This window comes from Streptomyces sp. W16 (assembly GCF_033194735.1).
Taxonomy (GTDB): Bacteria; Actinomycetota; Actinomycetes; order Streptomycetales; family Streptomycetaceae; genus Streptomyces.
This window is the reverse complement of the sequence record NZ_JAWOAI010000073.1, coordinates 1-26,598: the sequence shown is the minus strand read 5'-3', so window position 1 is coordinate 26,598 and position 26,598 is coordinate 1. Positions and strand designations below refer to the sequence as shown.

Below are 26,598 nucleotides of genomic sequence, written 5' to 3'. Positions count from 1 at the left end.
GGGAGCGCGGGGTCTCCGGCCACGTCTGGTGGGCCGTCGTGGCGTCGGCGGCCGGAGCGTCGGGCCACGGGGGTGGCGCGTGCTCCGACTTCGTCCAGTGCCGCAGGGCCCCTGCCTCCACGTCTATCTGGGCGCTCAGCGCGTCGAGGTCGTCCTCCGCGAAGCGGCCGGCGCGGTCGCGGGCGGCCCAGCGCAGTGAGTCGGCCGATTTCGTGATGCGCTCGGTGCGCTCACGCAGGGCGGGCAGCAGCTCGGCGAGCATTCTGCGGTCCGGCTCGGACTCCAGGCGTTTGAGTTCGCCGTCGAGTTCACGGCCGTGTGCGCTGAGCCGCTCGAAGAGGCCGAGGGACTCCTTGAGCGACTCGTCCTCGGTCACGCCCGCGCGCAGCGCGTCCTGGGTCGCGCGCATCGACGTGCGCAGCGCGAGCCGCAGTTGGGCCACCTGTCCCTGTGGGCCGGGTTGGGCAAGGGACTTGGCACGCAGGGTGTGGTCCTCGACCGTGCGCCGGGCCTGGGCGACCGTGCGGTCGACGCCTCGCTTGGCCGCTCCGATCGCCTTGACCGCCGCATAGCCGCCTACGACCACGAACAGCAGGAAGAGAAGGGCGAAGACTGCGATCACGGCTTCCAACGCTCCTCCACCGGCTCCGGGCGGCACACGTCGCGCCGCTCTTCAACGGTAAACGCAACGGGCAGGTCCGGAGTTCCAAATGAACCCCGAACCTGCCCGTAGGGGACTACCCCGAGGCACTCACCCCGACCCCGTCGAAGGACTACGCCGGAACGATGTTGACCAGCTTCGGCGCCCGCACGATGACCTTGCGGATGCCGGCGCCGTCCAGCGCGGCGACGACCTTCTCGTCGGCCAGCGCGACCTTCTCCAGCTCTGCGTCGGAGATCGTCGGGGAGACCTCCAGGCGTGCCTTGACCTTGCCCTTGATCTGCACGACGCAGGTCACGCTCTCGTCCACGACGTACGCCGGGTCGGCCACGGGGAAGTCCTGGTGGACCACCGTGTCGGTGCGGTCCAGCTTGCGCCACAGCTCCTCGGCGATGTGCGGGGCCAGCGGCGCGATCAGCAGGACCAGGGACTCGGCGACGGAGCGCGGCACGGCGCCGCCCGCTTTGGTCAGGTAGTTGTTCAGCTCGGTGACCTTGGCGATCGCGGTGTTGAACCGCAGGCCCTCCAGGTCCTGGCGCACCCCGTCGATCGCCTTGTGCAGCGCACGCAGCGTCTCCTCGTCGGGCTCGGTGTCGACGACCGTGACCTCGCCGGTCGTCTCGTCGACGACGTTGCGCCACAGCCGCTGCAGCAGCCGGTACTGGCCCACCACCGCGCGCGTGTCCCACGGCCGGGACACGTCCAGGGGGCCCATGGCCATCTCGTACAGGCGCAGGGTGTCGGCGCCGTACTCGTCGCAGATCTCGTCCGGAGTGACCGCGTTCTTCAGGGACTTGCCCATCTTGCCCAGCAGCCGGGAGACCTTCTCGCCCTGGTAGTAGTACTCGCCGCCCAGTTCCTCGACCTCGGCGGCCGGCACCGGGAAGCCCCGGCTGTCCCGGTAGACGTAGGCCTGGATCATGCCCTGGTTGAACAGCTTGTGGAACGGCTCCGGGGACGAGATGTGCCCCAGGTCGAACAGCACCTTGGACCAGAACCGGGCGTACAGCAGGTGCAGTACGGCGTGCTCGGCGCCGCCGACGTACAGGTCGACGCCGCCGTGCGGCATGCCCGCGCGGGGGCCCATCCAGTACTGCTCGATGGCCGGGTCGACCAGTTTCTGGTCGTTGTGCGGGTCCAGGTAGCGCAGTTCGTACCAGCAGGAACCGGCCCAGTTGGGCATGGTGTTGGTCTCGCGGCGGTACTTCCGGGGGCCGCGTCCGTCGCCCAGGTCCAGGGTGACGTTCACCCAGTCCTGGTTGCGGGACAGGGGCGTCTCCGGGGAGGTGTCGGCGTCGTCCGGGTCGAAGGTGCGCGGCGAGTAGTCCTCGACCTCCGGCAGCTCCAGGGGCAGCATCGACTCGGGCAGCGAGTGGGCGACGCCGTCCTCGTCGTAGACGATCGGGAAGGGCTCGCCCCAGTAGCGCTGACGGCTGAACAGCCAGTCGCGCAGGCGGAAGTTGACGGTGCCCTCGCCGATGCCCTTGCGGGCCAGCCACTCGGTGATGCGGGCCTTGGCCTCGGCGACGGGCAGGCCGTCCAGGGAGACGTCGTCGTTCGAGGAGTTGATGATCTTCGCGTCGTAGGACCCGAAGGCGTTCTCCCACGTGGACGTGTCGGTGCCGCGGCCGTCGGTGGGCTCGACGATGCAGGTGATCGGCAGCTCGAAGGCGCGCGCGAAGTCGAAGTCGCGCTGGTCGCCCGCCGGGACGGCCATGATCGCGCCGGTGCCGTAGCCCATCAGCACGTAGTCGGCGATGAAGACGGGGATCCGGCCGCCGTTGACCGGGTTGGTGGCGAACGCGCCGGTGAAGACACCGGTCTTGTCCTTGGCCTCGGCCTGCCGCTCCACGTCGGACTTGGTGCCGGCTTGCGCGCGGTACGCGGCGACGGCCTCCACCGGGGTGGCGTGCGAGCCGGTCCACACGTCGTGGGTGCCCTCGGGCCAGGTGGCCGGGGTGAACTTGTCGACCAGCGGGTGTTCGGGCGCCAGCACCATGTAGGTCGCGCCGAACAGGGTGTCGGGGCGGGTGGTGAAGACGCTGATGCTCTCGCCGTCGACGGGGAAGTCGACGCGGGCGCCCTCGGAGCGGCCGATCCAGTTGCGCTGCTGCAGCTTGATGGCCTCGGGCCAGTCCAGCTCCTCCAGGTCGGACAGCAGCCGGTCGGCGTAGGCGGTGATGCGCATGTTCCACTGGCGCAGCTTGGCCTTGAAGACGGGGAAGTTGCCGCGCTCGGAGCGGCCGTCGGCGGTGACCTCCTCGTTGGCCAGCACGGTGCCCAGGCCGGGGCACCAGTTGACGGGCGCGTCGGAGGCGTAGGCCAGGCGGAACTCGCTCAGGACGTCGGCACGTTCGGTGGCGGTCAGGTCCGGCCACGCGCGCGTGTGGCCCGGTACGGCACGCTCACCGGACTCGAACTGGGCGATCAGCGCGGCGATCGGGCGGGCCTTGTCGGCCTCGTCGTCGTACCAGGAGTTGAAGATCTGCAGGAAGATCCACTGGGTCCACTTGTAGTACTCCGGGTCGATCGTGGCGAACGACCGGCGCTTGTCGTGGCCCAGGCCCAGGGCGCGCAGCTGGACCTTCATGTTCTCGATGTTGGCCTCGGTGGACACGCGCGGGTGCGTGCCGGTCTGCACGGCGTACTGTTCGGCCGGCAGGCCGAAGGCGTCGAAGCCCAGGGTGTGCAGCACGTTGTGGCCAGTCATCCGCTGGAACCGGGCGAACACATCGGTGGCGATGTAGCCCAGGGGGTGGCCGACGTGCAGGCCCGCACCGGAGGGGTACGGGAACATGTCCATGATGAACTTCTTGGGGCGGGCGGCCAGTTCGGGATCGCCGGCCAGGTCACCGCTCGGGTTCGGGGCCTCGTAGGTGCCCTCGGCGTCCCAGAAGTCCTGCCAGCGTGCCTCGATGTCCGCGGCCATGGCGGCCGTGTAGCGGTGCGGCGCGACCACCTCGGCGGCGGCAGCGGGGTTCGTCTCGCTCATGATCCTCAAAGCTCCATCGATCGTCTCTGCCAGCGGCTGCGACATTCAAGAAACGAAAAATCCCCTCGCACAGGAGGGGACGCCGCGCCGATTCCGACCTCACCGTTCACCGGTGGTCGGGACTGATCAGCGCGGCTCGCTAAGCAGAAGGCGTACGGCACGCATGGCATGAGAGTACCGCAGCCCTTGAGCACAACGCGACGCGCTTCCGTATCACCCTTGGCACCCTGTCCACATCGGCGTGGACTGACCCCAGTTCAAGGATTACCTTCGCGTACCACCCACTACGGGACATCACAGCAAGCGCATTGTCGTTTGATAACAACGCAATAACTCAAACCTCGTACCCACCGGTATGGAGCCACTTAGAGTTCGGCAGCGGGACCGCTTTCCCGATACTGCTCGGAGTTGCCCCCATGAACCCTCGTCGTAGTACCAGTTCGCTCCCCAAGCCGGGCCGTTCGGCCTACGGGATGGTGAGCCTCGTCGTCCTGATCTTCATACCCGTGTTCGTGCTGCTCGGAGGCAGCCAGGTACAGAGCTTCCTCAACTTCGGCGCGGGCGTTCTCTCGCTCGTGTCGCTCACCTGCTCGGTCATCTGGGGACTCGTCGCCCAGGACCGGGTCGTTCTCAACATCCGCCAGCGGATCGTGGCCCAGGGCATCCACCGGGTGACCGCCGTCGGCTCGATCGCGTTCCTCGTGATCCACATCACGGTCAAGCTGGCGCTCGACCACACCGTCCTGATCGCCGCGCTGATCCCCTTCAGCCTCGGCGTGAAGGGCAGCGCCGGACTCATCGGACTGGGCTCCCTGGCCGGCCTGCTGATGATCTTCGTAGGCATCACCGGCGCCCTGCGCAACCAATTCGCGTCCCCGGCGCCGGTGGCCGCCCGCTGGCGCGCGATGCACATGCTGGCCTACCCGGCCTGGTGCGCGGCGCTGGTCCACGGCCTGTTCGCGGGCCGCGCGGCGAAGCCGTTCTTCATGATCTCGTACGAGCTGTGCCTGGTCGGGGTCGCCGGTGCCCTCGCCCTGCGCTCGGCACCCCGCCCTTTCAAGCGGAAGTTCGCCGACAAGATCGCCATGCTCCTGGGCAACGAGGAGCGGCCGGGTCTCGACGAGCTCGACGCGAGCCGTGGCCGCGTGGGCGAGTCCGCGCTGCCGGGCTTCGAGAGCCGGCGTCCGGCCGAGGGCCGACGCCCCGCACAGGAGCCCTCGTTCACCGGGACCGGGTCGATGCCGCGCGTGGACCCCGCCGCCCAGTACGAGACGAGGTCCATGACCCCGGTTGCCGACACGAACGGTTTCGCGGCCGCCTACCGCACCGCCACACCGGAGTCCACCGGTCAGATGCCGTACGTCACCGACCAGAGCTCGCGCATGAACGTGCCGATGGACATGCAGAACACGGAGGCGGTCCCGCGCGCGGACAGCGGCGGCAGCACCTCCGGCAGCTGGCCGGTCCCGTCACCGCCGCCGGTGGGCGAAGCGCCTCCGTCGGCCTACGACCCGCTCCAGGACACGGGATACAACATCCCGACATACAACAACAATGCGGGCGCGGGCGGGTATGGCGAGGGATACGTGTACCCCACCGGTGAGTCGAACGGTGCCTCCGGTACGTACAACTCTGGTGACACGTACAACAGCGGTCCCGCCACTGATCAAACGCCCAACGCTTCGTACGACTTCGACGCGCAGGGCGGCTCGGGCGAACCTTGGAACACGCCTTCCGGAGGCTATAGGTGAACGAGGCCCTGCCCGACGTCCCAGAAGTCCGCGTGGTCGGGCTTCCTCAGCTCACTTCGGGCTTCGACCTTGTCGAGAGACTCGACCTGCCCATGCACCTCAAGGTGCACGGGCCGCTCGAACCGATGGGCGGAGAGCAGCTCGCGAAGCTCTCCGAGGCGATCAACCTGAAGGGCCGCGGCGGCGCGGGCTTCCCCTTCCACAAGAAGCTGCGCTCGGTCGCCGAGGCAGCGATCAAACGCGGCGTACGACCGGTCGTCGTCGTCAACGGCAGCGAGGACGAACCGGCCTGCCGCAAGGACACGGTGCTCATCAACCGTGCCCCGCATCTCATCCTGGACGGCGCGCTGCTGGTCGCCGAGGCCCTGGGTGCCCGCACGCTCGTGGTGGGGGTCACCCGTGAGTCGACACAGCGCTCCATGGAGGCCGCGCTCTCCGAACGCGGCCTCAGCAACACCCGCCGCTCGGCACTGAAGGCGTTCGTCCAGCGCAACCCGGTCCGCATGGTCACCGGTGCCGCCGCGTCGCTGATCCGCTCGATCGACGGCGGCCCGGCGATCCCGCCCGGCCGCAAGGTCAGCGCCTCCCAGAACGGCGTCGGCGGCGCCCCGACCCTGCTGTCGAACGCCGAGACCTTCGCCCAACTCGCCATCGCCGCCCGCATCGGCCCCGAGCGCTACGGCAACACCGGCCTCTACGACGAGCCGGGCACCGTCATGCTCACGGTCTCCGGGGCGGTCGCGCGCCCCATGGTGCTTGAGGTCCCCACGGGTGTGCCGCTGCGCTACGTCCTGCAGCTGGCCGGCGCCCCGCCGGTCCCCCAGGGTGTGCTGACGGGCGGTTACCACGGCAAGTGGATCGACGCGGCGACGGTCAACGAGGCGATCGTCTCCCGCAACTCCCTGGACGCGGTGGGCGGTGCGCTCGGCGCGGGCGCCATCATGCCGATCACCCAGGAGACCTGCCCCCTGGGCGAGTCGCTGCGGGTGGCCCAGTGGCTGGCCGACGAGAGCGCGGGACAGTGCGGTCCCTGCTACCTCGGTCTGCCCGCCGCCGCGCGCGGCATGGAGGACATCCTCAACGGCGGCGGCCCGGCCGCCCTGGAGGCGCTGAAGCAGGTCGCCAAGGCCGTGAAGCGGCGCGGCGCGTGCTCGCACCCGGACGGCTCCGCGATGTTCCTGGAGTCGACCATCAAGGCGTTCACGGACGACCTCGCCGCCCACGTCCTCGGAAACGGCTGCGGAAGGCCCGTGGAGGGCGTTCTGCCGCTCTTCGAGGGCGGCCAGCTCCCGGCGGGCATCACGAGCGGCGCGGAGGCCGAGGAGAGCGGTCCCAGCCGTCAGAAGATCTACGTCGACTGGACGCTGTGCCGGGGCCACGGTCTGTGCGCGGACATCCTCCCGGAGGTCTTCGAACTCGGCGCCGACGGCTTCCCCACCGTCGCGCAGGCCCAGGTGCCGCGTTACGCGGAGGCGAAGGCGCTCCGCGCGGTGCGCCGCTGCCCGGCGCTGGCGCTGCGCCTGGAGGAGGAGACGGCCCGGGACAAGGGCCCGTCCCGCAACCTGCCGGTCCTCTCGCAGGGCCGCGGCCGGCGGGCACTGGGCCGCTGAGCACACGGACGGCGGGCCGCCCTCTTCTTAAGAAGGGGCGGCCCGCCGCTCCATGACCTGTGCCAACTCCCCCTGGACACACCGAAGGCGGGTCATCCGATGGGATGACCCGCCTTCGACTTCTGTGGAGCTAAGGAGAATTGAACTCCTGACCTCCTGCATGCCATGCAGGCGCTCTACCAACTGAGCTATAGCCCCTCACGGGGTGCTACCGGGTCTCCCCGGCGGCGACGCCAACATTACCGGTCGACCCGGTGCACCACCAAATCGTTTCCGTCCCCCTGTCCGTGACCGTGATCGCCGGGACCTCCTCGCGGGGTCCCGGCCCAAGTCAAGCGGTGACGAACGAATAGAACCGTTTCAAAGTGCAGTGCTCTTCGAGGAGTCGGCCGTAGATCGGCTCGCCCTCCAGTTCGCGGTACGTCTCGATCGGATCGCCTTTTATGATCAGCGCCCGCGCGCACTCCTCGCACCAGTACTGGTAGTCGGGATTCACCGGTTCCATGTCACGGACGATCGGTGTCCCACTGCCGCACCAGTCGCACTTTCGCCTGTGTGCACCCATCGATCAGCTCCAGCTGTGGCCGCAGGCCGTGCACACGTAGGAAACTCCGCCGTTGTCACCAAGGACTTGGGCCACGTGGGCGGAACCGCAGGAAGGGCAGCTCAGGCGGGTGATCGTATCCCGTATCAACGCCGCATCGAAGAGGTGGTCGACCTCCTCGATGATGCTCGCAGGCATCGCTACTCCCTCCCGTCGGGCCGCGCCCCCTCCGGCCGTTTGATTCTGCCACGGCCGGACCAATACGGTCAGCGACGCCTTAGTACCAGTCCGGACACGGCACCCACCGCGGCCGTCCCCGCCAGCGCGAACATGCACGCCAAAAGCGCCTTCGCAGAGGTATACGCCCCCGGGGCCCCAAGTGACTCAAGCCGGTTCAAGAACAGTGTGCCGAAAACCGCGACCCCCAGCAGCTGACCCAGCTGCGCCACCGAGGAGAGCAGACCGCTGGCGTCCGCCGCGTCCTCGGGCCGCACGGTGGCGAGGGCCCGGGTCAGCGTCGGACTGAAGGCGAGCGCGAGCCCGGCCCCCACGCCGACGTACGCCACGTACAGTACGGCCCCGCCGCGGTCGCCGCCTTCGAACGCCAGCCCGACTCCCGTGACGGACGGCATCGTGATCACGAACCCGAGCGGGGTCAGCGCACGCTGCCAGGCCGCCGGCCACCTGCGCCAGGTGAGACCGACCACCCCGAAAACGATCGCGGTCGGCGCGAAGGTGAGGCCGGCCCGCAACGCGCTGAAACCGAGGCCTCCTTGGACGTGCAGGGTGAGCGCGAACAGGAAACCGCCGTTGACGGCCATGACCGCCACGATCCGGAAGACAGCGAGCCCCATGCCCGGGTGGCGCAGCACGCGCGGTGCGATCAGCGGGGCTCCGCCGCGCCGCGCGAGCCGGGACTCATAGACGCAGAACGAAGCGAAAAGCACCGCCGCCGCGACCAGCGACAGCCACGACCACAGGGGCCAGCCCTCCTCCTGCCCCAGTACCAGCGGCACCGTGAGCAGCGAGATCGCCGAGGCGAGCAGCAACAGCCCGGGCAGGTCGAGGGCCCGCGCCCGCTCGGGTTCCGATCGCCCGTCCTTCGGCAGTACGCGCCTGCCGACCAGCAGAAGTACGACGCCCACCGGCACGTTGACCAGGAACACCGGCCGCCAGCCCGTGCCGAGGAGATCGGCGCTGACGAGCACGCCACCGACGATCTGCCCGGCCGCGGCGCCGACGGCGATGACCGCCGCGTACATGCCGAGCGCCCGTACCCGGGCCTCGCCGGTGAAGTTGCGCTGGATCAGGCTGAGCACCTGCGGAATCATCAGCGCCGAGCCGGAGCCCTGGACGAGACGGAACACGATCAGCTCGGTGGAACCCTGGGCCAGACCGCAGGCGAGCGAGGCGGCGGTGAAAAGGGCGAGCCCGGCGAGATGGACCCTGGCGTGGCCGAGCCGGTCGCCGAGCCGGGCGCCGGTGATCAGCAGCACCGAGTACGTGATGGTGTAGCCGGCGATCACCAGCTGCAAGTCGGCGCCGGACGCGTGGAGTTCGGTGCCGATGGTGGGGGCGGCGACGTTCACGATGAACACGTCGAGCAGCGCCATGAACTGGGCCGCGAGCAGGAGCGCGAGCAGCGGCCCACGGCGATTGTCAGTGCCAGGGTCTTTACTGGTGGCAGGACTTGGAACGGGTGCGGAATCCGGTCCCGTCAAGGGTGTTGTCGTCATGCCGTCGAGCGTGAGGGCGCTCCGGTACGGGTGCCGAGAGCCCGCTGATGCTGGTACTGGCAGCACCTGGCAGGGGCCAAGTCGGGCGTCGAGTATGGGGGATGTAGACGTATGGGGGACGTGACGATGGGGACGACACAGCGCCGTCGGCCTGAGCTGGCCGCGTTTCTGCGCAGCAGGCGCGCCAGAGTGACACCGCACGACGTCGGCATGCCGCCGGGTTTCCGCCGGCGTACGCCGGGGCTGCGCCGCGAGGAGGTCGCCCAGCTCTCCGGTGTGGGCGTCACCTGGTACACGTGGCTCGAACAGGGGCGTCCGATCAACGCCTCCGCGCAGGTCCTGGACGCCGTGGCGCGCACACTCCGGCTCGACGCACCGGAGCGTGAGCATCTGTACCACCTGGCCGAGGTGCCGTACGCGCATCCGCCGGAAGTGATCACACGGTCGGTGGGGCCGGAGATCCAGGGCATCCTCGACGCCCTGGAGCCACGCCCTGCGGTGGTCTACAACGCGCGGTACGACATCCTCGCCACCAACGTCCCCTACCGGACGGTGTTCTGGCTGGAGCCGCTGCCGCCGGGCCCGATGCCGAACGCGCTGTGGAAGCTGTTCACGGTGCCTGAGGAGGAGTGTCCGCTGCTGTACCGGGAGACGGAGCTGCCGGTGATGGTGGCGACGCTGCGCTCGGCCTACGGAGTGCATACCGGCGAGCCCGTCTGGGAGGAGTTCATACGCGGGCTGTCGGCGGCGAGTCCGCTCTTCGCGCGGCTGTGGAAGAGCGGGGACGTGGCGGAGCCGGGGCGGCGGGTGAAGACCTTCCGGCACGAGGAGGTGGGCGAGATGCGGATGACGTCGGTGTCGTTGTCGGTCAACGGCATGCCGGAGTGCCGGATCGTGGTCTACACCCCGGCCGACGAGGAGACTCGGCGGCGCACGGAGGCGCTGACAGCTACGAAAAAATCCCACCCCTGAAAGGGATGGGATCTCATCGATTCGATCTGTGACGACTCTCGATCCTTGACAACTCAAGAGTGTCGAACTGTGGAGCTAAGGAGAATTGAACTCCTGACCTCCTGCATGCCATGCAGGCGCTCTACCAACTGAGCTATAGCCCCTTGTGTTCTTCCCGCTCGGCGGGCGAACAAGAAGAACTTTAGCCTGCGACCTGCCGGAAAGTGAAATCCGGGGTCGGGGCCCTGGAGGGCCGCTCAGTCGTCGTCGCCGAGCACCGGTTCCGGGAGCGTGCCGGCGTTGTGTTCCAGCAGGCGCCAGCCGCGGGCGCCCTCGCCGAGCACGGACCAGCAGCAGTTGGAGAGGCCGCCGAGGCTCTCCCAGTGCTGGGACTCAAGACCGAGGAGACGCCCGATGGTGGTGCGGATCGTGCCGCCGTGGCTGACCACCACGAGGGTGCCGTCCTCGGGCAGCTTCTCGGCGTGCCGCAGCACGACGGGGGCGGCCCGGTCGGCGACCTCGGTCTCCAGTTCGCCGCCGCCGCGGCGCACCGGCTCCCCGCGCTTCCACGCGGCGTACTCCTCGCCGTGGCAGGCGATGATCTCCTCGTGCGTCAGCCCCTGCCAGACGCCCGCGTAGGTCTCCCGCAGGCCCTCGTCGTGGGTGACGTCTAGGTCGGTGAGATCGGCCAGCTCGGCGGCCGTGTTCGCCGCCCGCTTCAGGTCGGAGGCGACGATCGCGTCGGGCTTGAGGGAGGCCAGCAGCCGGGCGGCCCTGCGGGCCTGGCCGATGCCGGTCTCGGTGAGCTCGACGTCCGTGGTGCCCTGGAAGCGGCGCTCGACGTTCCAGGCGGTCTGGCCGTGCCGCCACAGGATGACGCGGCGGCCCCGGCCCGCCTTGCGGCCGTCCGCGCCGGCGCTCACCGCACCTCCCCGAACTCGGAGGCGTCCTCCTCGGCCTGCAGCTTGGCGTGCTCGGCAGCCTTGCCGCGGGTGGCCTTGGCCTCGGCCGGGAGGTCCAGCTCGGGGCAGTCCTTCCACAGCCGCTCCAGGGCGTAGAAGACGCGCTCCTCGCTGTGCTGGACGTGGACGACGATGTCGACGTAGTCGAGCAGGATCCAGCGGGCGTCACGGTCGCCCTCGCGGCGCACCGGCTTGGCGCCGAGTTCCTTGCCCAGCCGCTCCTCGATCTCGTCGACGATCGACTTGACCTGACGGTCGTTGGGAGCGGAGGCCAGCAGGAAGGCGTCCGTGATCGACAGCACATCGCTGACGTCGTAGGCGATGATGTCGTGCGCGAGCTTGTCAGCGGCGGCCTGGGCGGCGGCCTGGATGAGCTCGATGGAGCGGTCAGTGGCGGTCACTACGCGGCTTTCGGTCGGCGGTCAACAGACCTCAAGGGTCTCACGGACCGCGGACGGCACCCCACGTGAATAACGGATCACGCCCCGGACGTCGGCCTGGACACCGGCTCCGGCCTCCGGGGCGTGCTCTCCGTCACAGTCACTGCGCCGTGCGGACACTACGCCTTCGTCATGATGAGGACGACGGCTTGTAGTCCTCTCCGAGTACCACCGAGACGTCGGCGTTCGCGGAGACCGTGCCCTTGGTCACGGTGCTGGTGGGCAGGCCCAGGGTCTTGGCGACCTCGGTGGCGTTCTCCTTGTCGGCCGCGTCGGAGTACGTGATCTTGGACTTGGCCGAGGCCGCCGACGCCGTGCCCGCCTCCAGGAAGGTGAAGCCGCCGTTGAGGAGGACGACGCGGGCCTTCTCGGTGTCGTCCTTGACGCCGGTGGCGTTCTGGACGGAGACCCGGACCGCCGAACCCTCGTCGGGGCTCTTCGCGGTGCCGCCCAGGACGTCCTTGACGACGCTGGCGGAGGCCTGCGCGGTCAGGGTGCCGTCGTTCTGGACGGGCAGCAGAGCCGTCTTGTAGTCGCCGCTCTTGGCGAGGTCGGCGAGCTTGGCGAGGAAGGTGCCGAGGTCCTTGTCGGTGAGGGGCGGGTCGAGGATCTGGGCCAGGGTCTGCACGGTGGTGGTCGCCGCCGTCGGGTCCGAGGTCAGCTGGCGCAGCACGCCCTGCATGACCTGTCCGAACCGCTCCAGCTGGGTGTTCTGGGCCTCGCCGGAGGCACGGTAGGTGGCGTAGGCGACGGCCATCTTGCCGCTGAGGGTCTGGTCCTTGCCCTTGTGGACGAGGGGCGCGGCGCCCTTCTTCGTGGCGGCCGGGTCGGGCACGGCGGCGTTGGTGTCGATGTCGATGTTGCCGACGAGGTCGACCAGGTTCTGCAGGTAGGGGGTGTCGAGGCGCCAGGTGCCCTCGATGTCGGTGCCGAGGACCGTGTTGAGCTGGTCGACGGTCCCGGAGGTGCCGTCGTCGTCGACCGACTTGGCCAGCGTCGTCGTGTTGCCGTCGTCGTCCGTGAGGGCGAGCGAGTTGGGCAGCAGCACGGTGGTGCCCTGCTTGAGGGTGGTGTTGTCGACGAGCAGCACCGAGGAGGTGCCGCCCTTCGCGGTGTTGTGCAGGTGGACGACGATCACGTCGCGGTTCTGGGCGCCCGCGGCCGTCGTGGTGCCGGACTTCGAGGGGGACGAGGAGACGCCGGGGAGCTTCCCGGCGTACCAGAGGTAGCCGACACCGCCGGACACGACGAGTGCCAGGACCACGACGAGGGCGACCATGCGGCCACGGGCGCGGCGCTTGGCCTCCTCGCGGCGCTCGGTGCGGTTCTCGGTGAAGTTCAGCCAGTCGATGACGTCCTCGGAGTCGTCGGTCGGCTCCTCCACGAAGGCGAACTGCTCGGTGCGGTAGTCCCGTTCACCCGCCTCCGGGGTTTTCGGGGCTTCCGTGTCCTCGGCCGGGCCGCCCTGCTGCGGGATGTAGGCGGTCTGTTCGGCGACCCGGGGCTGCTGTCCGCTGGTCGCGGTCTGCCCGTAGGGGTCGTAGGCCGTCGTGGTCCCGGTGGCGTACGGGTCGTAGCCGGCCTGGGGCGCCTGCCGGCCGGTGTCGTAGGACTGCTGGGTGCCGGTGTCGTAGGACTGCGGGGTCTGCGGCTGGGTGCCCGTGTCGTAGTCGGGCGTCTGCTGCTGGGTGCCGGTCGCGTACGGGTCGTAGGCGTAGCCCTGCTGTTGCTGCTGCCCGTACGGGTCGTAGGGCTGCTGCTGCGGGGGCTGTTGGGTCTGCTGGGCCGGGACCTGGCGGTAGACAGGCTGGTTGTACTCGTCGTAGCCGACGAGTTCGTACTGGTCGCCGCCGTACCCGGCGTCGTATCGGTCGTTCACCGGTGCCCCTCTCGGCTCACTCGCCGCGGTACAGCTCGCGCTTGTCGATATAGCGCACGACTCCGTCGGGCACCAGGTACCAGACCGGATCACCCTTGGCGACTCTCGCACGGCAGTCTGTGGAGGAGATTGCCAGCGCGGGAACCTCGACCAGCGAGACGCCGCCCTCCGGGAGACCCGGGTCGGTCAGCGTGTGGCCGGGCCGGGTGACCCCGATGAAGTGCGCGAGGGAGAACAGCTCCTCCGCGTCCCGCCAGGTGAGGATCGCGCCGAGGGCGTCGGCGCCGGTGATGAAGAAGAGGTCCGCGTCTGGGTTGAGCGCGCGCAGGTCGCGCAGGGTGTCCGTGGTGTAGGTGGGGCCGCCGCGGTCGATGTCGATACGGCTCACCGAGAACTGGGGGTTCTCGGCGGTCGCGATGACCGTCATCAGGTAGCGGTCCTCGGCCAGCGCCACCTTGCGGTCGGTCTTCTGCCACGGCTGACCGGTCGGGACGAAGATCACCTCGTCCAGGTGGAACTGCGCGGCGACCTCACTGGCCGCCACGAGGTGTCCGTGGTGGATCGGGTCGAACGTTCCGCCCATGACGCCGAGACGGCGCTTGCCGGGGTTCGACGGGCCGTTGTTGCGCGGGCCGTTCACCATTCGGATCTCCGTGCCGCGCGTCGTGTCGTTCGCCGGACCGGTAGGCATGTCCTGCTCTCCCATGCGTGCAGACCCTACCGGCCCGGTGTGAAGGCCCCGGGACCCGTCCGGTGGACAGAAGGGACAGACCCTAGCGGTCGCGGTTGAAGCGGGTGGTGATCCACAGCAGCAGCATCAGGACGATGAACGCGCCGCCACCGGTGATGATCGGCTGGAGGCTCTCGTGGTTGCCCCCGCCCTCACCCTCGGCGGCAAGAGTGACCAACTGGGCAGCAGTGCCGTGGAAGCTCATCTTCAGCAGAACCAATCCGGTGTGGGCGGGGTAAAGATGTCGGCCCATGGTAATCGGGCACCCCGACGACGATCACGCCGACTCCGCCATTGGGAACCTGACACGGAACTCGACAGGGAACTCGACGGGCGTCTCAGTCGTCCTTCTGTTTGTATCCGCGCAGCAGGAACCACGCGGTCAGGATGCAGCCGAGGAACATCACGACGAGTACGACCCTGAGCAGATCCCCCGATCCGTGCTGGGGGGCGGCGTTCGCGGCCTCTGCGAGCCAGGCGGCTGCGGAATGGGGCTCCATGCGTTGACTCCTTCGCTGTACTGCCCGTCCACGGTATCTCCGCCTAGGCTGGGCTCTGCTTCGGGGGCACTCAGCGCACACAGACGCACATGGGGGACCACATGTCCGAAGACGGCCACGAGCAGAACGCGCACGAGAACGTGCCGAGCAGGCAGCGCAGGCGCTTCCCGGGGATCTCCTCGCGCGCGTACGAGCACCCGGCCGACCGCTCCGCCCTGGTGGCGCTGCGCAAGCTGAGCGGGTTCGACACGGTGTTCAAGGCGCTCAGCGGGCTGCTGCCCGAGCGCAGTCTGCGCCTGCTGTTCCTGTCCGACTCGGTGCGGGTGTCGGACCAGCAGTTCTCACACCTCAACGACATGCTGCGGGACGCCTGTTACATCCTGGACCTGGAGAAGGTCCCGCCGATGTACGTCACCCAGGACCCGCAGCCCAACGCGATGTGCATCGGCCTGGACGAGCCGATCGTCGTCGTCACCACCGGCCTGGTCGAGCTGCTCGACGAGGAGGAGATGCGGGCGGTCGTCGGCCACGAGGTGGGCCACGCCCTGTCCGGCCACTCCGTGTACCGCACGATCCTGCTGTTCCTGACCAGCCTGGCCCTGAAGGTCGCCTGGATCCCGCTGGGCAACCTCGCGATCCTGGCGATCGTGACGGCGCTGCGCGAGTGGTTCCGCAAGTCGGAGCTGTCCGCCGACCGCGCGGGTCTGCTGGTCGGCCAGGACCTGCGGGCCTCGATGCGCGGCCTGATGAAGATCGCGGGCGGCAACCACCTGCACGAGATGAACGTGGACGCGTTCCTCAAGCAGGCCGAGGAGTTCGAGTCGGGCGGCGACCTGCGCGACTCGGTGCTGAAGATCCTGAACGTGCTGCCCCGCTCGCACCCGTTCACCACCGTGCGGGCGGCCGAGCTGAAGAAGTGGGCCGAGTCCCGCGAGTACCAGCGGGTCATGGACGGGCACTACCCGCGGCGCAGCGAGGACAAGGACACCTCGGTCACGGACTCGTTCCGCGAGTCGGCGGCGAGCTATGCCAGCAACGTCAAGAGCTCCAAGGACCCGCTGATGAAGCTGGTCAGCGACATCGCCGGCGGCGCGGGCGACCTGGGCGGCCGGGTGCGGCGCGGCTTCGGCGGCTTCGCGAGCACGACCCCGCAGGACGGACCCCCGACCGAATCGGCCAACGGCACCGAGCAGCCGCCCACGGACACCCCGCCGCGCGACGAGGACTGACACGGCAGATACACACCGGCCTCGTACCACCGATACACACCGACCTCATACCCACGACGACCAGGCAAGGCCTCGCTGCACCTACGACGGTCTCGCACAGCCGCCTCGTGGAGCGCTTCGGCCGCTCACACCTTCGGCTGTGCGCCGGCCGCCAGTGAGCCGCACAGGGCCGTGGCGCTGCCCGTGGCGTAGGGGTCGGTGCCGGCCGGGCCGCCGGCCTTGGCGGTCTGGCCGGCGAGCAGGGGGCGCAGGTAGGTGACGGAGTCCTCGGCGCAGGACAGGGGGCCTGCCTGGACGTAGGAGACGACGATCTGGGCCTGGTCCATGCGCAGGTCGTCGCGGTCGAAGCGGAACTGGAGCTCGCGGCGGACGGTGAACAGGGACGCCTGGGCCTTGTCGCCGGAGCCGGTCGGCCGGAGCGCGTAGACGAAGGTTCCGTCGGCGGTGACCTCAAGGGTGGACGAGTCGATCTCGGTGGCCTGCAGGGTGCCCTGGACGCGGATCTTGCGGTCGGCCAGCTCGGCGCGAGCGGGGTCGAAGCGAACCAGCCATCCGGTGGGCTCGTGCCTGCCGTCGGCGGCCGGGTGCTCGAAGCTCTGGTCGAGCTGGTCGAGCTGGTCGGGGTCGACGAGGACGCGCGCGGGGCGGATCTGTCCGCCGGTGAGCACGGCCGGGTAGAGCGAGGACTCCACGATGTAGTTCTTGGCGGTGCTCAGGGCGGCCACGACCTGGCTGTCCGAGAAGTGCGCGGTGCGCCGCGCGGCAGGCAGCGGTATGCCGTCGCCGCCGACGTCGAACTGCGCGGCGGGGCTGTGCTCGAAGAGGTACTCGGCGTCGGCCGCCCCCGGCACCTTGCCCTGGGGGGACAGCGGGATGACGGTCATCCGCAGCGGCTCGGCGGGCTGCTGGGCCGTGGGGGTCGTGTAGGGGTGCCGTACGCCCATGTAGATCGCGGTGCCGAAGGCGACGGCGATCAGCATGACCAGGATGAGTGCCTGGCGGGAGAGACCGCGGCGCAGGGCCGGGCGGCGGCGGACGGCGGGGGCGTGGTCGGCCATGCGCTCCTGCGCGGAGAACTCCTGGAGACGGGCAGCACGGACGAACGACTCGTCGAAGACGACGGATCGGTACTCGTCCTCACCACCACCGGGAGCGCCCTCGGGTGTCCCCTCGGGTGGGTCTCCTGGACCGCCCATACTTTCAGAGTAGGTCTCTGGAGCCTCAGGTAAACGCCCTGGTACACGACAAGTTCTGACAGGTTCTCACCCAGGGCCTGTCCGGCGGATCAGGGCGTGCGCGGTACGGCGGACAGCGGTGGCTGGGAGTTGTCGGCGGAAACGGAGGGTGCCGCCGCCGTGCCCTGTTCCACGCCGGTGGAGGCCGGGGGCGGGACGCGGTCGCGGCTGCCCGAGGAGGCGCCGCGGTAGACCGCCGAGAAAGCCAGGGCGACCATGCCTATGCCCATCACCAGGGCGAGCAGCCAGGCGACGGGGCGGTGCCAGCGGACCTGTTTGCCGTAGGTTCCCGGGGCGCCGTAGCGGCCTTCGACGAGGTCGGCGTCGTCCAGGTCGTCGAGTTCCGGATCATGGCCGAAATCGCGTCCGTAGGTGTCCTCGAACAGGTCGTCGTCGCCTCGTGCGCCTCTGCCGCGCTGAGCGCGGCGCGCTTCGGCCTCGGAGGCCTCGGCTCTCGCCTGCGCGGCGGCAAGGAGACGCTCGACGGCGGTCGGCTCGTGTACTACGGCCGCCCGTACGAAGGCCTCGTCGAAGACCACGGAGTCGGATTCTTCGTCCGACATTCCGCGGTCGTGGTCGTCGTCGGGCTCCCAGCCGTCAGGGAACGGCGTGCCCCCCACGTCCTCCGGCACCTCTCCAGAGTAGACCTGGGGGGTCAATTTGGGCAGGCGGTAGGGAAATTCATCCGCAGGGTGAGATGTCTCTCCGCCCACGAGGCCCTATGTCCGACGCATATGCCAACAGCTCCTGGCTCAGCGGCGGATGTGCCCGTCGCCGGTGACGATGTACTTGGTGCTCGTCAGTTCCGGCAGGCCCATCGGGCCCCGTGCGTGCAGCTTCTGGGTGGAGATGCCGATCTCCGCGCCGAAGCCGAACTGGCCGCCATCCGTGAAGCGCGTGGAGGCGTTGACGGCGACGGTGGTGGAGTCGACCAGCTGGGTGAAGCGGCGGGCGGCCTGCTGGGAGGAGGTGACGATCGCCTCGGTGTGGCCGGAGCTCCACAGCCGGATGTGCTGGACGGCCTTGTCGAGCGAGTCGACGACGGCTGCGGCGATGTCGTAGGAGAGGTACTCGGTGTCCCAGTCCTCGGGGGTGGCCTCGACGACGGTGGCCGTGGACTCCTTGGCGTAGGCCAGGACGCGTTCGTCGGCGTGCACCGTGACGCCGGCCTCGGCGAGGGCGTCCAGGGCGCGCGGCAGGAACTCGGGGGCGATGTCCTGGTGGACGAGGAGGGTCTCGGCGGCGTTGCAGACGCTGGGCCGCTGGGCCTTGGAGTTGATCAGGATGTCGATGGCCATGTCGAGGTCGGCGTGGGCGTCGACGTAGACGTGGCAGTTGCCGACGCCGGTCTCGATGACGGGGACCGTGGACTCGGAGACGACGGTCTGGATCAGGGAGGCGCCGCCGCGCGGGATCAGTACGTCGACGAGTCCCCGGGCCCGCATCAGCTCGCGTACGCTCTCGCGGCTCTCGCCGGGCACCAGCTGCACGGCGTCGGCGGGCAGTCCGGCGCCACCGACGGCGTCACGCAGGACGCGCACGAGGGCGGTGTTGGACTCGTAGGCGGAGGCCGAGCCGCGCAGCAGTACCGCGTTCCCGGACTTGAGGCACAGTGCGGCCGCGTCCACCGTCACGTTCGGGCGGGCCTCATAGATGATGCCGACGACGCCGAGGGGGACGCGGACCTGGCGCAGGTCGATGCCGTTCGGGAGGGTCGAGCCGCGCACGACCTCGCCGACCGGGTCGGGCAGCGCGACGACGTCCCGGACGTCGGAGGCGATGGCCCGTACGCGCTCGGGGGTGAGGGTCAGCCGGTCGATGACCGTCTCGCTGGTGCCGGCCGCGCGGGCCTTGGCGATGTCCTTGGCGTTGGCCTCGACGATCTCGCTCGTACGGACTTCCAGCGCGTCCGCGATGGCGAGCAGCGCGTCGTCCTTCTCGGCCCGGGGCAGCGGCGCGAGGTCGGCGGCGGCGGACTTGGCGCGGTAGGCGGCCCGGGTGACCGGGGACATGGAGTCGTACGGCGAGAGCGTGGTCATGAGGGAAGGGTAGTGCGCCGGGCGGAGGCGTCCACCAGCTATCCCAAACCGCGAGACAAGCCCGGAAGGGGCCCGCAGACGGCTCAAAAGGGATGTACGCCCACCGGGGTCGCGGGCAGCGGGCCGTAGCCCTCGGAGATGCGCTGGTGGTAGGTCTCGCGGTCGATGACCTCCAGGCCGACGATCTCCCACGGCGGGAGCTTGGCGGTCTGGCGGTGCTCGCCCCACAGGCGCAGCGCGACGGCCGCCGCGTCGTGCAGGTCGCGGGCCTCTTCCCAGTAGCGGATCTCCGCGTGGTCGTTGGCGTAGCGGCTGGTCAGCAGAAAGGGGTGGTCGTGGGCGAGCTGTTCCAGGCCGCGCCGGACCTCCTTCAGCGGGGCCTCGCCGCCGGACACGCTGAGGGTGACATGCCACAGCCGGGGCAGGTCCTTGGGTTCCTCGCCCTCGTACCGGGCGCCGGCCGCGACGCTCGTCAGCGTGCGCTCCTCGCCGGGCGCGCGGGAGGTGGCACCACCGCGGGACGCCGCCGCCCCAGGGCGCACTCGTCTCACGACGGCCTCCTTACGCAACGGTCGAGCTGCTGTGCTCGCGCGGATGTGTCCCTGAGCAAAGTTGAGCAGGCCCAAGGCGTCCGTGTGGCACTTTTGCGGAACGTCCACCTCTCGGCTGTCGCCCGGGACGGGCGTTCCCGCTCTTTTCGACCGGGCGTCCGGGGCGGACGTTCCGGTTGTCCTACGGGTGCAGGATCACCAGGTCGTCCCTGTGTACGACTTCCCTCTCGTACGACGGTCCCAGCTCGCGCGCCAGTTCCCTGGTGGAGCGGCCGATCAGCTGGGGGATCTCCTTGGCGTCGAAGTTGACGAGCCCCCGGGCGACCGCATGCCCCGCGCCGTCCCGGAGTTCGACGGGGTCGCCCGCGCTGAACTCGCCCTCCACGGCGGCGATCCCGGCCGGCAGCAGCGACATCCGGCGCTGTACGACCGCGCGCACGGCGCCGTCGTCGAGCGTCAACGAGCCCTGGGGCGTGGACGCGTGCTGCAGCCAGAGCAGTCGGTCCGCGGACCGTTTTCCGGTGGCGTGGAAGTAGGTTCCGGTGTCGCCGCCACCCATCGCGTCGGTCGCGTGGACCGCGCTGGTCAGTACGACGGGGATGCCGGCGGCGGCGGCGATCCGGGCCGCCTCGACCTTGGTGACCATGCCGCCGGTGCCGACGCCTGCCTTGCCCGCGCTGCCGATCTCGACGTGCGCGAGGTCCTGCGGTCCCCGGACTTCCGCTATCCGCGAGGTGCCCGGCTTGCTGGGGTCTCCGTCGTAGACGCCGTCGATGTCGGAGAGCAGCACCAGCAGGTCGGCGTGGACGAGGTGGGCGACGAGGGCGGCGAGCCGGTCGTTGTCGCCGAAGCGGATCTCGTCCGTGGCGACGGTGTCGTTCTCGTTGACGATCGGGAGGGCGCCCATGGCGAGGAGTTGGTCGAGGGTGCGGGAGGCGTTGCGGTGGTGGGAGCGGCGGCTCATGTCGTCGGAGGTGAGCAGGACCTGTCCGACGCGGATGCCGTAACGCGCGAAGGAGGCGGTGTAGCGGGCCACGAGGAGGCCCTGGCCGACGCTGGCGGCGGCCTGTTGGCGGGCCAGGTCCTTGGGGCGGCGGCGCAGTCCGAGCGGGGCGAGGCCGGCGGCGATGGCGCCGGAGGAGACGAGGACGACCTCTTTCTCTCCCCCGCTGCGGCTCTTGGCGAGGACGTCGACGAGTGCGTCGACGCGGTCGGCGTCCAGGCCGCCGGCCGCGGTGGTCAGCGAGGAGGAACCCACCTTGACGACGATCCTGCGGGCCTCGGTCACGGCCTGCCTTGCCCCTGCCACGTGCGAGATCCCCTCGGGTAGGTTCGGGTACCCTGCGGCAATTTACGCGAACCGGGTTGGGCTGTGCACGTTGGTCCAGGTCTCGGACAGATGGGTCGAGTTCAGAGTGCGGGCCGGTGGGGGCTGGTCGCGCAGTTCCCCGCGCCCCCAAAGGCCGGACCAGCGCAGCTGTTTTCAGGGGCGCGGGGAACTGCGCGACCAGCCACGACGCACCCGCACCGTGAACTCAGCCGGCTCGCCTCACGCCGCCGCGGCCCTCACCCGAGTCCTCAGCACCCTGCGCATCTTTCGCGTCGCCCGGCGGAGGAACGCGCCCGCCGCGCCCTCCCGGTAGCCCTCGACCTCGCGGGCCTCTCGCGGCTCGGCGAGGTAGAGGGAGTCGGGCAGGACCGCCTCGCCGGAGCGGAAGTGCGGGTAGGCCAGGTAGACACGACGGCCCCCCTTCTCCAGCACGGCGTCGGGGCGCTTCTTCGTCTTGACGAACTCGATGACGTCCAGAAGGAGTTCGGGGCGTTGCCGGGCCACCAGGTGCAGGCGGAGCCGTTCGTCGACCTTGAGGCGGACGGCGACCTCGTCGGTCCAGTGGGCGGCCATCAGCGGCTTGGCCAGCTCGAACTTGTGGCGTCTGACCTGCTCGCTGTCCGCCAGGTACTTGGGGCCGAACTGCGGGAGCAGGGTGACGAGGAAGGGGCGGAGCATCAGCTTGTCGCGCTCGACGCCCGCGGGGACCATCTCCGCGATGAGGTTCATCAGGGCGCGCGCGGAGTCGAAGCGCAGGGTGTAACTCCCGCTCTTCGTCACGTGTTTGCCGTCGTCGCGGCCCACCAGGTAGTAGCAGGTGTGATCGGCGATGACGGAGACGCCGTCGGCCCGCAGATAGGCCTCCATCGTGAACAGCGCGTCCTCGCCGGTGAACAGCGACTCGTCGAACCGCATGCTGTGCCGCTCCAGCAGCGCCCGCCGGAACAGCTTCTGGGCGCTGAGCGTGAACTTGATGTTGGAGTGGAAGACGTCGGTGCGCTCCAGCGTCTCGACCCACGCCGCCTTGGGCGGGACCCGGTTGATGCCCTCGACCTTGCCGAGCACCACGTCGGTGCCGTTGCGGTCGGCCATCGCGACCATGCGCTCCAGGGCCTCGGGGGCGAGCCGGTCGTCGGCGTCGAGGAAGAAGACGTAGCGCCCGGTCGCCTTGCCGAGGCCGACGTTGCGCGGGGAGCTGGGGCCGCCGGAGTTCGCCTGGCGGATCACCGTGACGTGGGTCGCGGCGCGGGCCGCGAACTCCTCCAGGTACTCCCCCGTGCCGTCCGTCGAGCCGTCGTCGACGGCGACGACCTCGATACGGGCCGGGTCCAGGGTCTGTGCCTCGACCGAGCGCAGGCACTCGACGAGGTACGGCATCGCCTCGTACGCCCCGATGACCACGGTCACATCAGGCTGCGTCACGGTCACGCGCTCCCCTTTGTCCATTGAATCGCCATCTGGAAGACGGCCGACCCTGTGGATCGGTTGTGCTCCGTCAGCAGGGGATACGCAAAAGAGCCCGGTTTTCGAGAATCACTCCCCAAAAACCGGGCTCTTCTTGACCAAATTCTGACTCGCGCAGGTCAGCTCGTCAGTTCGGCCTCCGTCGCGGCCGACCGCTCCTGGCCGACGTTGCGGGCCTCGGACTTGAGCGCCAGGTCCCGCACCGCGGTGTTGAACTGCTCGATGGACGTGGGCTCGTCCGGGCCGAGCAGGTACTCCTTGAGTTCCTTGCGGTCCTCGGCCAGCGGGTCGGCGTCCGGGGCGCGGACCGCCGCCAGCAACTCGCCCAGTTCGGCGGCCTTGTTGGAGAGGATCACGGCGGCGCGCACCGCGGTGTTCTGCCGCTTGAACTCCTCCACGCCGAGCTGCGCGGAGTCCGTGACCGCGTACGGCTTGCCACTCGCGATGAAGTCGGAGACCACGCTGGAGATGTCGGAGACCATCGCGTCGGACACGTTGAAGCAGTCGTACAGGCGCGGTTCGGCGCCGGAGATGACCCGGTGCTCGAAGGTGCCGAAGGAGTTCCAGTACGCGTCGTTCCACTCGGCGCGCAGCCGGGCGATCTCCTCGTACTTGGCCAGGTCGACCACGCCGTCGCGGGTGAGCTCGGCCTCGTCGCCCTTGTCGGCGGCGCCGCCGGTCAGTTCGGTGATCCGGGCCTCGATGCGGGCCAGGTCGGCCTTGGCCTTGGTCTGGACGGCCGCGTCGGCCTGGAAGCGGGGGTCGGTCGCGCGCTGGGCGGCGGCCTTCTCCACCAGGGCGACGACCTTGCGGTGCGCGGAGCCGGCCGCGGAGCTGACGGTGCCGGTGAAGGGGTGCGGCTTGTACAGGACACGGACCGGCGGGTCGGCCTTGAGCAGCTTCTTCACGATGTTCTCGCCGGCCAGCAGGAGGGAGGTGTTGCCGGGTTCGTTGTCCCAGCCTTCCCACGTCGGCGCGTAGAGGACCGTGGGGATACGCCCCTCGGGCACGCCCTGCCAGCTCTGGATGGGGGCGAGCTGCGGGCGGCCGACCTCGACGATGTCGTCGTCGCGGACACCGACGTCGGCGATGGCGTAGCGGTCGCGGCCCGCGCGGCCGGCGGTCCACACCTCGTCGTAGACCTTGCTGAACGGGTTGACGCTGGCCAGCTTGTCGCTGTCGCCGTGGCCGATGAAGACGTGCTTCATGGTGGGGACGCGCAGCAGGTGGATGTTCTTGCCTACGTTGGCCGCGTAGAGCGCGACGCGCACGCTGGAGAGGTCCATGTTCATCAGGTGCACGCCGCCGGGGACGCAGATGACCGGGACCTTGGTGGGGGCGAGGTTCTGCAGTATGACGCGCTCGCGGAGCAGGACCAGGGGCCGGGTGTCCAGCTGCTCCATGGTCTCCAGCCACATGTTGACCTGGTAGGCCGAGTCCTTGGAGCCGGAGAAGCAGAGCACCGTCTGCGGCTTGTACTCGTGCAGCCAGTCGTCGACGGCTTCGAGGATGACCTCGGCGGTCGGCGGGATCTTCGTGCCCCGTATGTACGGGACGAGCGCGAGGACGTAGAAGGTGCCCAGGAACAGGGTGATGCCGATGCCGACGAAGGCGGCGACGGCCGAGTCCAGCTGTGCGGAGATCAGCAGGCCCACGACGGCGAACAGGTCGAGGTGGAGCATCTTCTCGGCGGAGCGCTCCAGCAGGCCGAACGGCGGGGCGTCCGGGATGTGGATGCGCGAGCCGAGGTCGACGTTGCGGGTGGCGACCGGCATCCGGCGGCGGTTGCGGATCAGCGTGACGACGGCGCCGTGCGGGGCCTGGAGGCCGTAGAAGGCGATGAAGCAGGCGATCGCGCCGTAGAAGATCAGGTGGTCCGAGAGGTTCAGGCGGGCCAGCAGGAGGATCAGGAGGAGCTGGCGGATCAGGAAGCGGATGGACAGGCCCGCTCTGACCTTGCTGAGGCGGTTGACCAGATAGCTGCCCTGGCGGTGCAGATAGTGGTCGGAGACGTACGTCACGACGGCCGCGGCGGCGAAGGCGGGGACGTTCGGGACGAGCGCGGCCAGCATGAGGGCGGGGAAGCCCAGCATCATGAGGACGGCCGCGGCGAGCTCGGCCGCGCTGCCCACCCGGGCAACGCGGATGGCGGTGGAAATCACTGATAAACCTGCTCTTAGGGGTTTTGAGTAATTTACCGGGATCTCAGAGTCAGGCTTAATTAAACGCCGTCCTGGACGTCCAGCACGGAGGCGAGGGCGGCCTCGAAGCCGGAGGCCTTGGCCGCACCGGCCGTCGGGTCCTGCTGGCGGACGTCGATGACATGGCCGGTCAGCTCGGACAGCAGCACGTCGAGCGAGGTGCGGGCCACGGCCTCGGAGGACAGCAGCGTGCCCGTCGGCTCCTGGCCGAAGGCCTTGGTGCGCATCGGGGTGGCGGTGCGCTCCGGGTTGATGCAGTTGACGCGGATGCCGTCGCCGGCCCACTCGTCCGACAGGGCCTGAGTGAGGTTCACCATGGCGGCCTTGGTCGAGGAGTACAGGCTGTACTCGGCACGGCCCCGGGTGTAGCTGCTGGAGGTGTAGAGCAGCAGCTGGCCCTTGGTCTCGGCGAGGTACTTGTACGCGGAACGGGCGATCTGCACCGGCGCCAGGTAGTTGACCTTCAGCGCTTCCTCGATCGTCGCGTTGTCCGTCTCGGCCAGCTTGCCGATGCGCAGCACGCCCGCGGTGTTGATGACGTAGTCGATGCGCCCGGTCTCGGCGTACGCCTTGGACAGCGCGTCGTCGACCTCCTCGGGGTTCTCGACGTGCGTGCCGGTGGTCGAGCGGCCCAGCGCGTACACCGTGGCGCCGTAGCCCTCGGCGACCTCGGCGATGTCCTTGCCGATGCCGTACGAGCCGCCGAAGACGACCAGCGTCTTGCCGGTGAGCAGGTGGCGGTAGGCGTCCTCGTCGACCTGCTCGGGGGCGGCCGTGGAAGCGAGCTGGAAGAGCTTGTCGGCGATGAAGACGTCGACGGGCTGGGTGACCTTCATGTTGTACTCGTCACCCGCGACGACGTGGATCGGCACGTCCGGCAGGTACTTGAGTACGACGCTGCAGTCGTCCGTGGCCTGGAAGTTGGGGTCCCCGGCGGCGACCTCGTAGGCGCGGCGGATCGTGGACAGCTTGAACGCCTGGGGCGTCTGGCCGCGGCGCAGCCGGGAGCGGTCCGGGATCTCGGTGATGAACTCGCCGTCGTCGCCGTGCGTGCGGGTCACGATGATGGTGTCCGCGGACGGGATGGCCACGTCGACGGCCTGGAAGCGCTCCAGGGCGATCACACAGTCGTCGATCACGCGCTGCGAGAGCAGGGGGCGCACGGCGTCGTGGAAGAGGACGTTGGCGTCCTCGCCCTCGGCCAGGCCCTCGCCGAGGGCGGCGATGGCGCGCTCGGTGGTCTCGTTCCGCGTGGAGCCGCCCTCGATGATCCGGGTGACCTTCTCGAAGCCGGCCTTGGCGACGATCTTCTCGACGTCGGGGACATAGCCCGGCGCCATCAGAACGATGATGTCGTCGATCGAGTCGGCGTTCTCGAAAGTGGTCAGGGTGTGCTCGATGACTGCCTTGCCGGCGATCTTCAGCAGCTGCTTGGGGATCGAGAGACCCACGCGCTGGCCTGTACCGCCGGCCAGGATCACTGCGGTGGTGCGGGGCTTGGCTATGTGCGACACAGGTGACCTTGACCTACCTCGGGACAACGGGGGAACTGGCAAATGGTCCCACTCACGGTTACCGCAGTGCAAGGCGAGTGACCTCCACCGCATAGGTGCGCGACACCTGTCATTCATCTTGCACTGCTGGTAACCGGGCGAGGACACCTCTCAGCGGCGCCGCAGCTTCTTCAGACAACGGTGACCGAGAACTCGTACGAGTTCCTTCGACGACGTCTGATGGACGGTCCGCGCCTTCGCCGGCGCGGTGTGCCGGACGGGCAGATCGGAAGAGCGTCG

23 protein-coding genes and 2 tRNA genes are annotated in these 26,598 nt (G+C 69.4%); 4 read left to right on the top strand and 21 right to left on the bottom strand.

From position 1 onward, the window contains the following. Positions 1–631: hypothetical protein (locus R6V09_RS12830; RefSeq protein ID WP_317881519.1), on the bottom strand; the 631-nt coding region annotated here is incomplete at its 3' end. A gap of 142 nt (positions 632–773) precedes the next feature. Continuing rightward, complete coding sequence (leuS, locus tag R6V09_RS12825) at positions 774–3,653, bottom strand: leucine--tRNA ligase (RefSeq protein ID WP_317881518.1); 2,880 nt, start codon at positions 3,651–3,653, stop codon at positions 774–776. Positions 3,654–4,069: 416 nt separating this feature from the next. Between leuS and R6V09_RS12820 the strand changes: the two genes are divergently transcribed. Together R6V09_RS12820 and R6V09_RS12815 are read left to right on the top strand one after the other, a co-directional pair. Further along, entirely contained in the window at positions 4,070–5,404 is a 1,335-nt protein-coding gene (locus R6V09_RS12820; RefSeq protein ID WP_317881517.1) for a cytochrome b/b6 domain-containing protein, read from the top strand. Beyond that, the gene (locus R6V09_RS12815) at positions 5,401–7,014 is read left to right on the top strand and encodes an NADH-ubiquinone oxidoreductase-F iron-sulfur binding region domain-containing protein (protein WP_317881516.1); all 1,614 of its coding nucleotides are present in this window, start codon (positions 5,401–5,403) and stop codon (positions 7,012–7,014) included. Before R6V09_RS12820 ends, R6V09_RS12815 begins: the two co-directional genes overlap by 4 nt. A gap of 125 nt (positions 7,015–7,139) precedes the next feature. On the opposite strand, the gene R6V09_RS12810 is transcribed toward R6V09_RS12815, so the two are convergent. The 4 genes from R6V09_RS12810 to R6V09_RS12795 form a co-directional block, all read right to left on the bottom strand. Beyond that, positions 7,140–7,212, bottom strand: a tRNA-Ala gene (locus R6V09_RS12810). A gap of 133 nt (positions 7,213–7,345) precedes the next feature. Beyond that, a complete protein-coding gene (locus tag R6V09_RS12805; protein ID WP_003976229.1) occupies positions 7,346–7,579 on the bottom strand; it encodes a hypothetical protein in 234 nt (77 codons plus the stop codon). A 3-nt stretch (positions 7,580–7,582) separates the two neighbouring features. Next, on the bottom strand, positions 7,583–7,756 hold the full coding sequence (locus R6V09_RS12800; protein WP_019063265.1) for a hypothetical protein: 174 nt from the start codon (positions 7,754–7,756) through the stop codon (positions 7,583–7,585). Between the two features lie 68 nt (positions 7,757–7,824). Continuing rightward, positions 7,825–9,294, bottom strand: coding sequence for an MFS transporter (locus R6V09_RS12795; protein WP_442810034.1), 1,470 nt, complete (start codon positions 9,292–9,294; stop codon positions 7,825–7,827). A 111-nt stretch (positions 9,295–9,405) separates the two neighbouring features. Between R6V09_RS12795 and R6V09_RS12790 the strand changes: the two genes are divergently transcribed. Continuing rightward, positions 9,406–10,266, top strand: coding sequence for a helix-turn-helix transcriptional regulator (locus R6V09_RS12790; RefSeq protein ID WP_317881515.1), 861 nt, complete (start codon positions 9,406–9,408; stop codon positions 10,264–10,266). Positions 10,267–10,336: 70 nt separating this feature from the next. Here the strand turns inward: R6V09_RS12790 and R6V09_RS12785 are convergent. The 7 genes from R6V09_RS12785 to R6V09_RS12755 form a co-directional block, all read right to left on the bottom strand. After that, positions 10,337–10,409, bottom strand: a tRNA-Ala gene (locus tag R6V09_RS12785). Between the two features lie 93 nt (positions 10,410–10,502). Then, positions 10,503–11,168 (bottom strand): histidine phosphatase family protein, encoded by a 666-nt coding sequence (locus R6V09_RS12780; RefSeq protein WP_317881514.1) that lies wholly within the window; start codon positions 11,166–11,168, stop codon positions 10,503–10,505. After that, the gene (gene rsfS, locus R6V09_RS12775; RefSeq protein WP_317881513.1) at positions 11,165–11,608 is read right to left on the bottom strand and encodes a ribosome silencing factor; all 444 of its coding nucleotides are present in this window, start codon (positions 11,606–11,608) and stop codon (positions 11,165–11,167) included. Before rsfS ends, R6V09_RS12780 begins: the two co-directional genes overlap by 4 nt. 169 nt (positions 11,609–11,777) lie before the next feature. Beyond that, on the bottom strand, positions 11,778–13,526 hold the full coding sequence (locus tag R6V09_RS12770) for an LCP family protein (protein ID WP_317881512.1): 1,749 nt from the start codon (positions 13,524–13,526) through the stop codon (positions 11,778–11,780). 16 nt (positions 13,527–13,542) lie between these two features. Next, the gene (gene nadD, locus R6V09_RS12765) at positions 13,543–14,232 is read right to left on the bottom strand and encodes a nicotinate-nucleotide adenylyltransferase (protein ID WP_200686132.1); all 690 of its coding nucleotides are present in this window, start codon (positions 14,230–14,232) and stop codon (positions 13,543–13,545) included. Positions 14,233–14,299: 67 nt separating this feature from the next. Further along, positions 14,300–14,509: a hypothetical protein gene (locus tag R6V09_RS12760; protein WP_317881522.1), complete on the bottom strand. Its 210-nt coding sequence runs from the start codon at positions 14,507–14,509 to the stop codon at positions 14,300–14,302. 85 nt (positions 14,510–14,594) lie between these two features. Then, positions 14,595–14,756 (bottom strand): hypothetical protein, encoded by a 162-nt coding sequence (locus R6V09_RS12755; protein WP_019065531.1) that lies wholly within the window; start codon positions 14,754–14,756, stop codon positions 14,595–14,597. A 101-nt stretch (positions 14,757–14,857) separates the two neighbouring features. On the opposite strand from R6V09_RS12755, the gene R6V09_RS12750 reads away from it, so the two are divergent. Then, the gene (locus R6V09_RS12750; RefSeq protein WP_317881511.1) at positions 14,858–15,985 is read left to right on the top strand and encodes a M48 family metallopeptidase; all 1,128 of its coding nucleotides are present in this window, start codon (positions 14,858–14,860) and stop codon (positions 15,983–15,985) included. Between the two features lie 125 nt (positions 15,986–16,110). Here the strand turns inward: R6V09_RS12750 and R6V09_RS12745 are convergent, their stop codons facing one another. From R6V09_RS12745 to R6V09_RS12710, 8 genes are all read right to left on the bottom strand, one after another. Then, positions 16,111–17,181 (bottom strand): SCO2583 family membrane protein, encoded by a 1,071-nt coding sequence (locus R6V09_RS12745; RefSeq protein ID WP_317881510.1) that lies wholly within the window; start codon positions 17,179–17,181, stop codon positions 16,111–16,113. A gap of 89 nt (positions 17,182–17,270) precedes the next feature. After that, entirely contained in the window at positions 17,271–17,852 is a 582-nt protein-coding gene (locus tag R6V09_RS12740; protein ID WP_317881509.1) for an SCO2584 family spore wall biosynthesis protein, read from the bottom strand. 120 nt (positions 17,853–17,972) lie between these two features. Further along, positions 17,973–19,259 carry a glutamate-5-semialdehyde dehydrogenase gene (locus tag R6V09_RS12735; protein WP_200713102.1) on the bottom strand — a complete coding sequence of 429 codons (1,287 nt, stop codon included), beginning with the start codon at positions 19,257–19,259 and terminating at the stop codon, positions 17,973–17,975. Positions 19,260–19,342: 83 nt separating this feature from the next. Beyond that, positions 19,343–19,801: a hypothetical protein gene (locus R6V09_RS12730; RefSeq protein ID WP_019063252.1), complete on the bottom strand. Its 459-nt coding sequence runs from the start codon at positions 19,799–19,801 to the stop codon at positions 19,343–19,345. A 190-nt stretch (positions 19,802–19,991) separates the two neighbouring features. Next, a complete protein-coding gene (proB, locus tag R6V09_RS12725) occupies positions 19,992–21,098 on the bottom strand; it encodes a glutamate 5-kinase (protein ID WP_317881520.1) in 1,107 nt (368 codons plus the stop codon). Between the two features lie 261 nt (positions 21,099–21,359). Then, complete coding sequence (locus tag R6V09_RS12720; RefSeq protein ID WP_317881508.1) at positions 21,360–22,568, bottom strand: glycosyltransferase family 2 protein; 1,209 nt, start codon at positions 22,566–22,568, stop codon at positions 21,360–21,362. Between the two features lie 155 nt (positions 22,569–22,723). Continuing rightward, positions 22,724–24,766 carry a hypothetical protein gene (locus tag R6V09_RS12715; protein ID WP_317881507.1) on the bottom strand — a complete coding sequence of 681 codons (2,043 nt, stop codon included), beginning with the start codon at positions 24,764–24,766 and terminating at the stop codon, positions 22,724–22,726. A gap of 59 nt (positions 24,767–24,825) precedes the next feature. Continuing rightward, positions 24,826–26,319 (bottom strand): bifunctional cytidylyltransferase/SDR family oxidoreductase, encoded by a 1,494-nt coding sequence (locus tag R6V09_RS12710; RefSeq protein ID WP_317881506.1) that lies wholly within the window; start codon positions 26,317–26,319, stop codon positions 24,826–24,828. Positions 26,320–26,598: the final 279 nt, after the last annotated feature.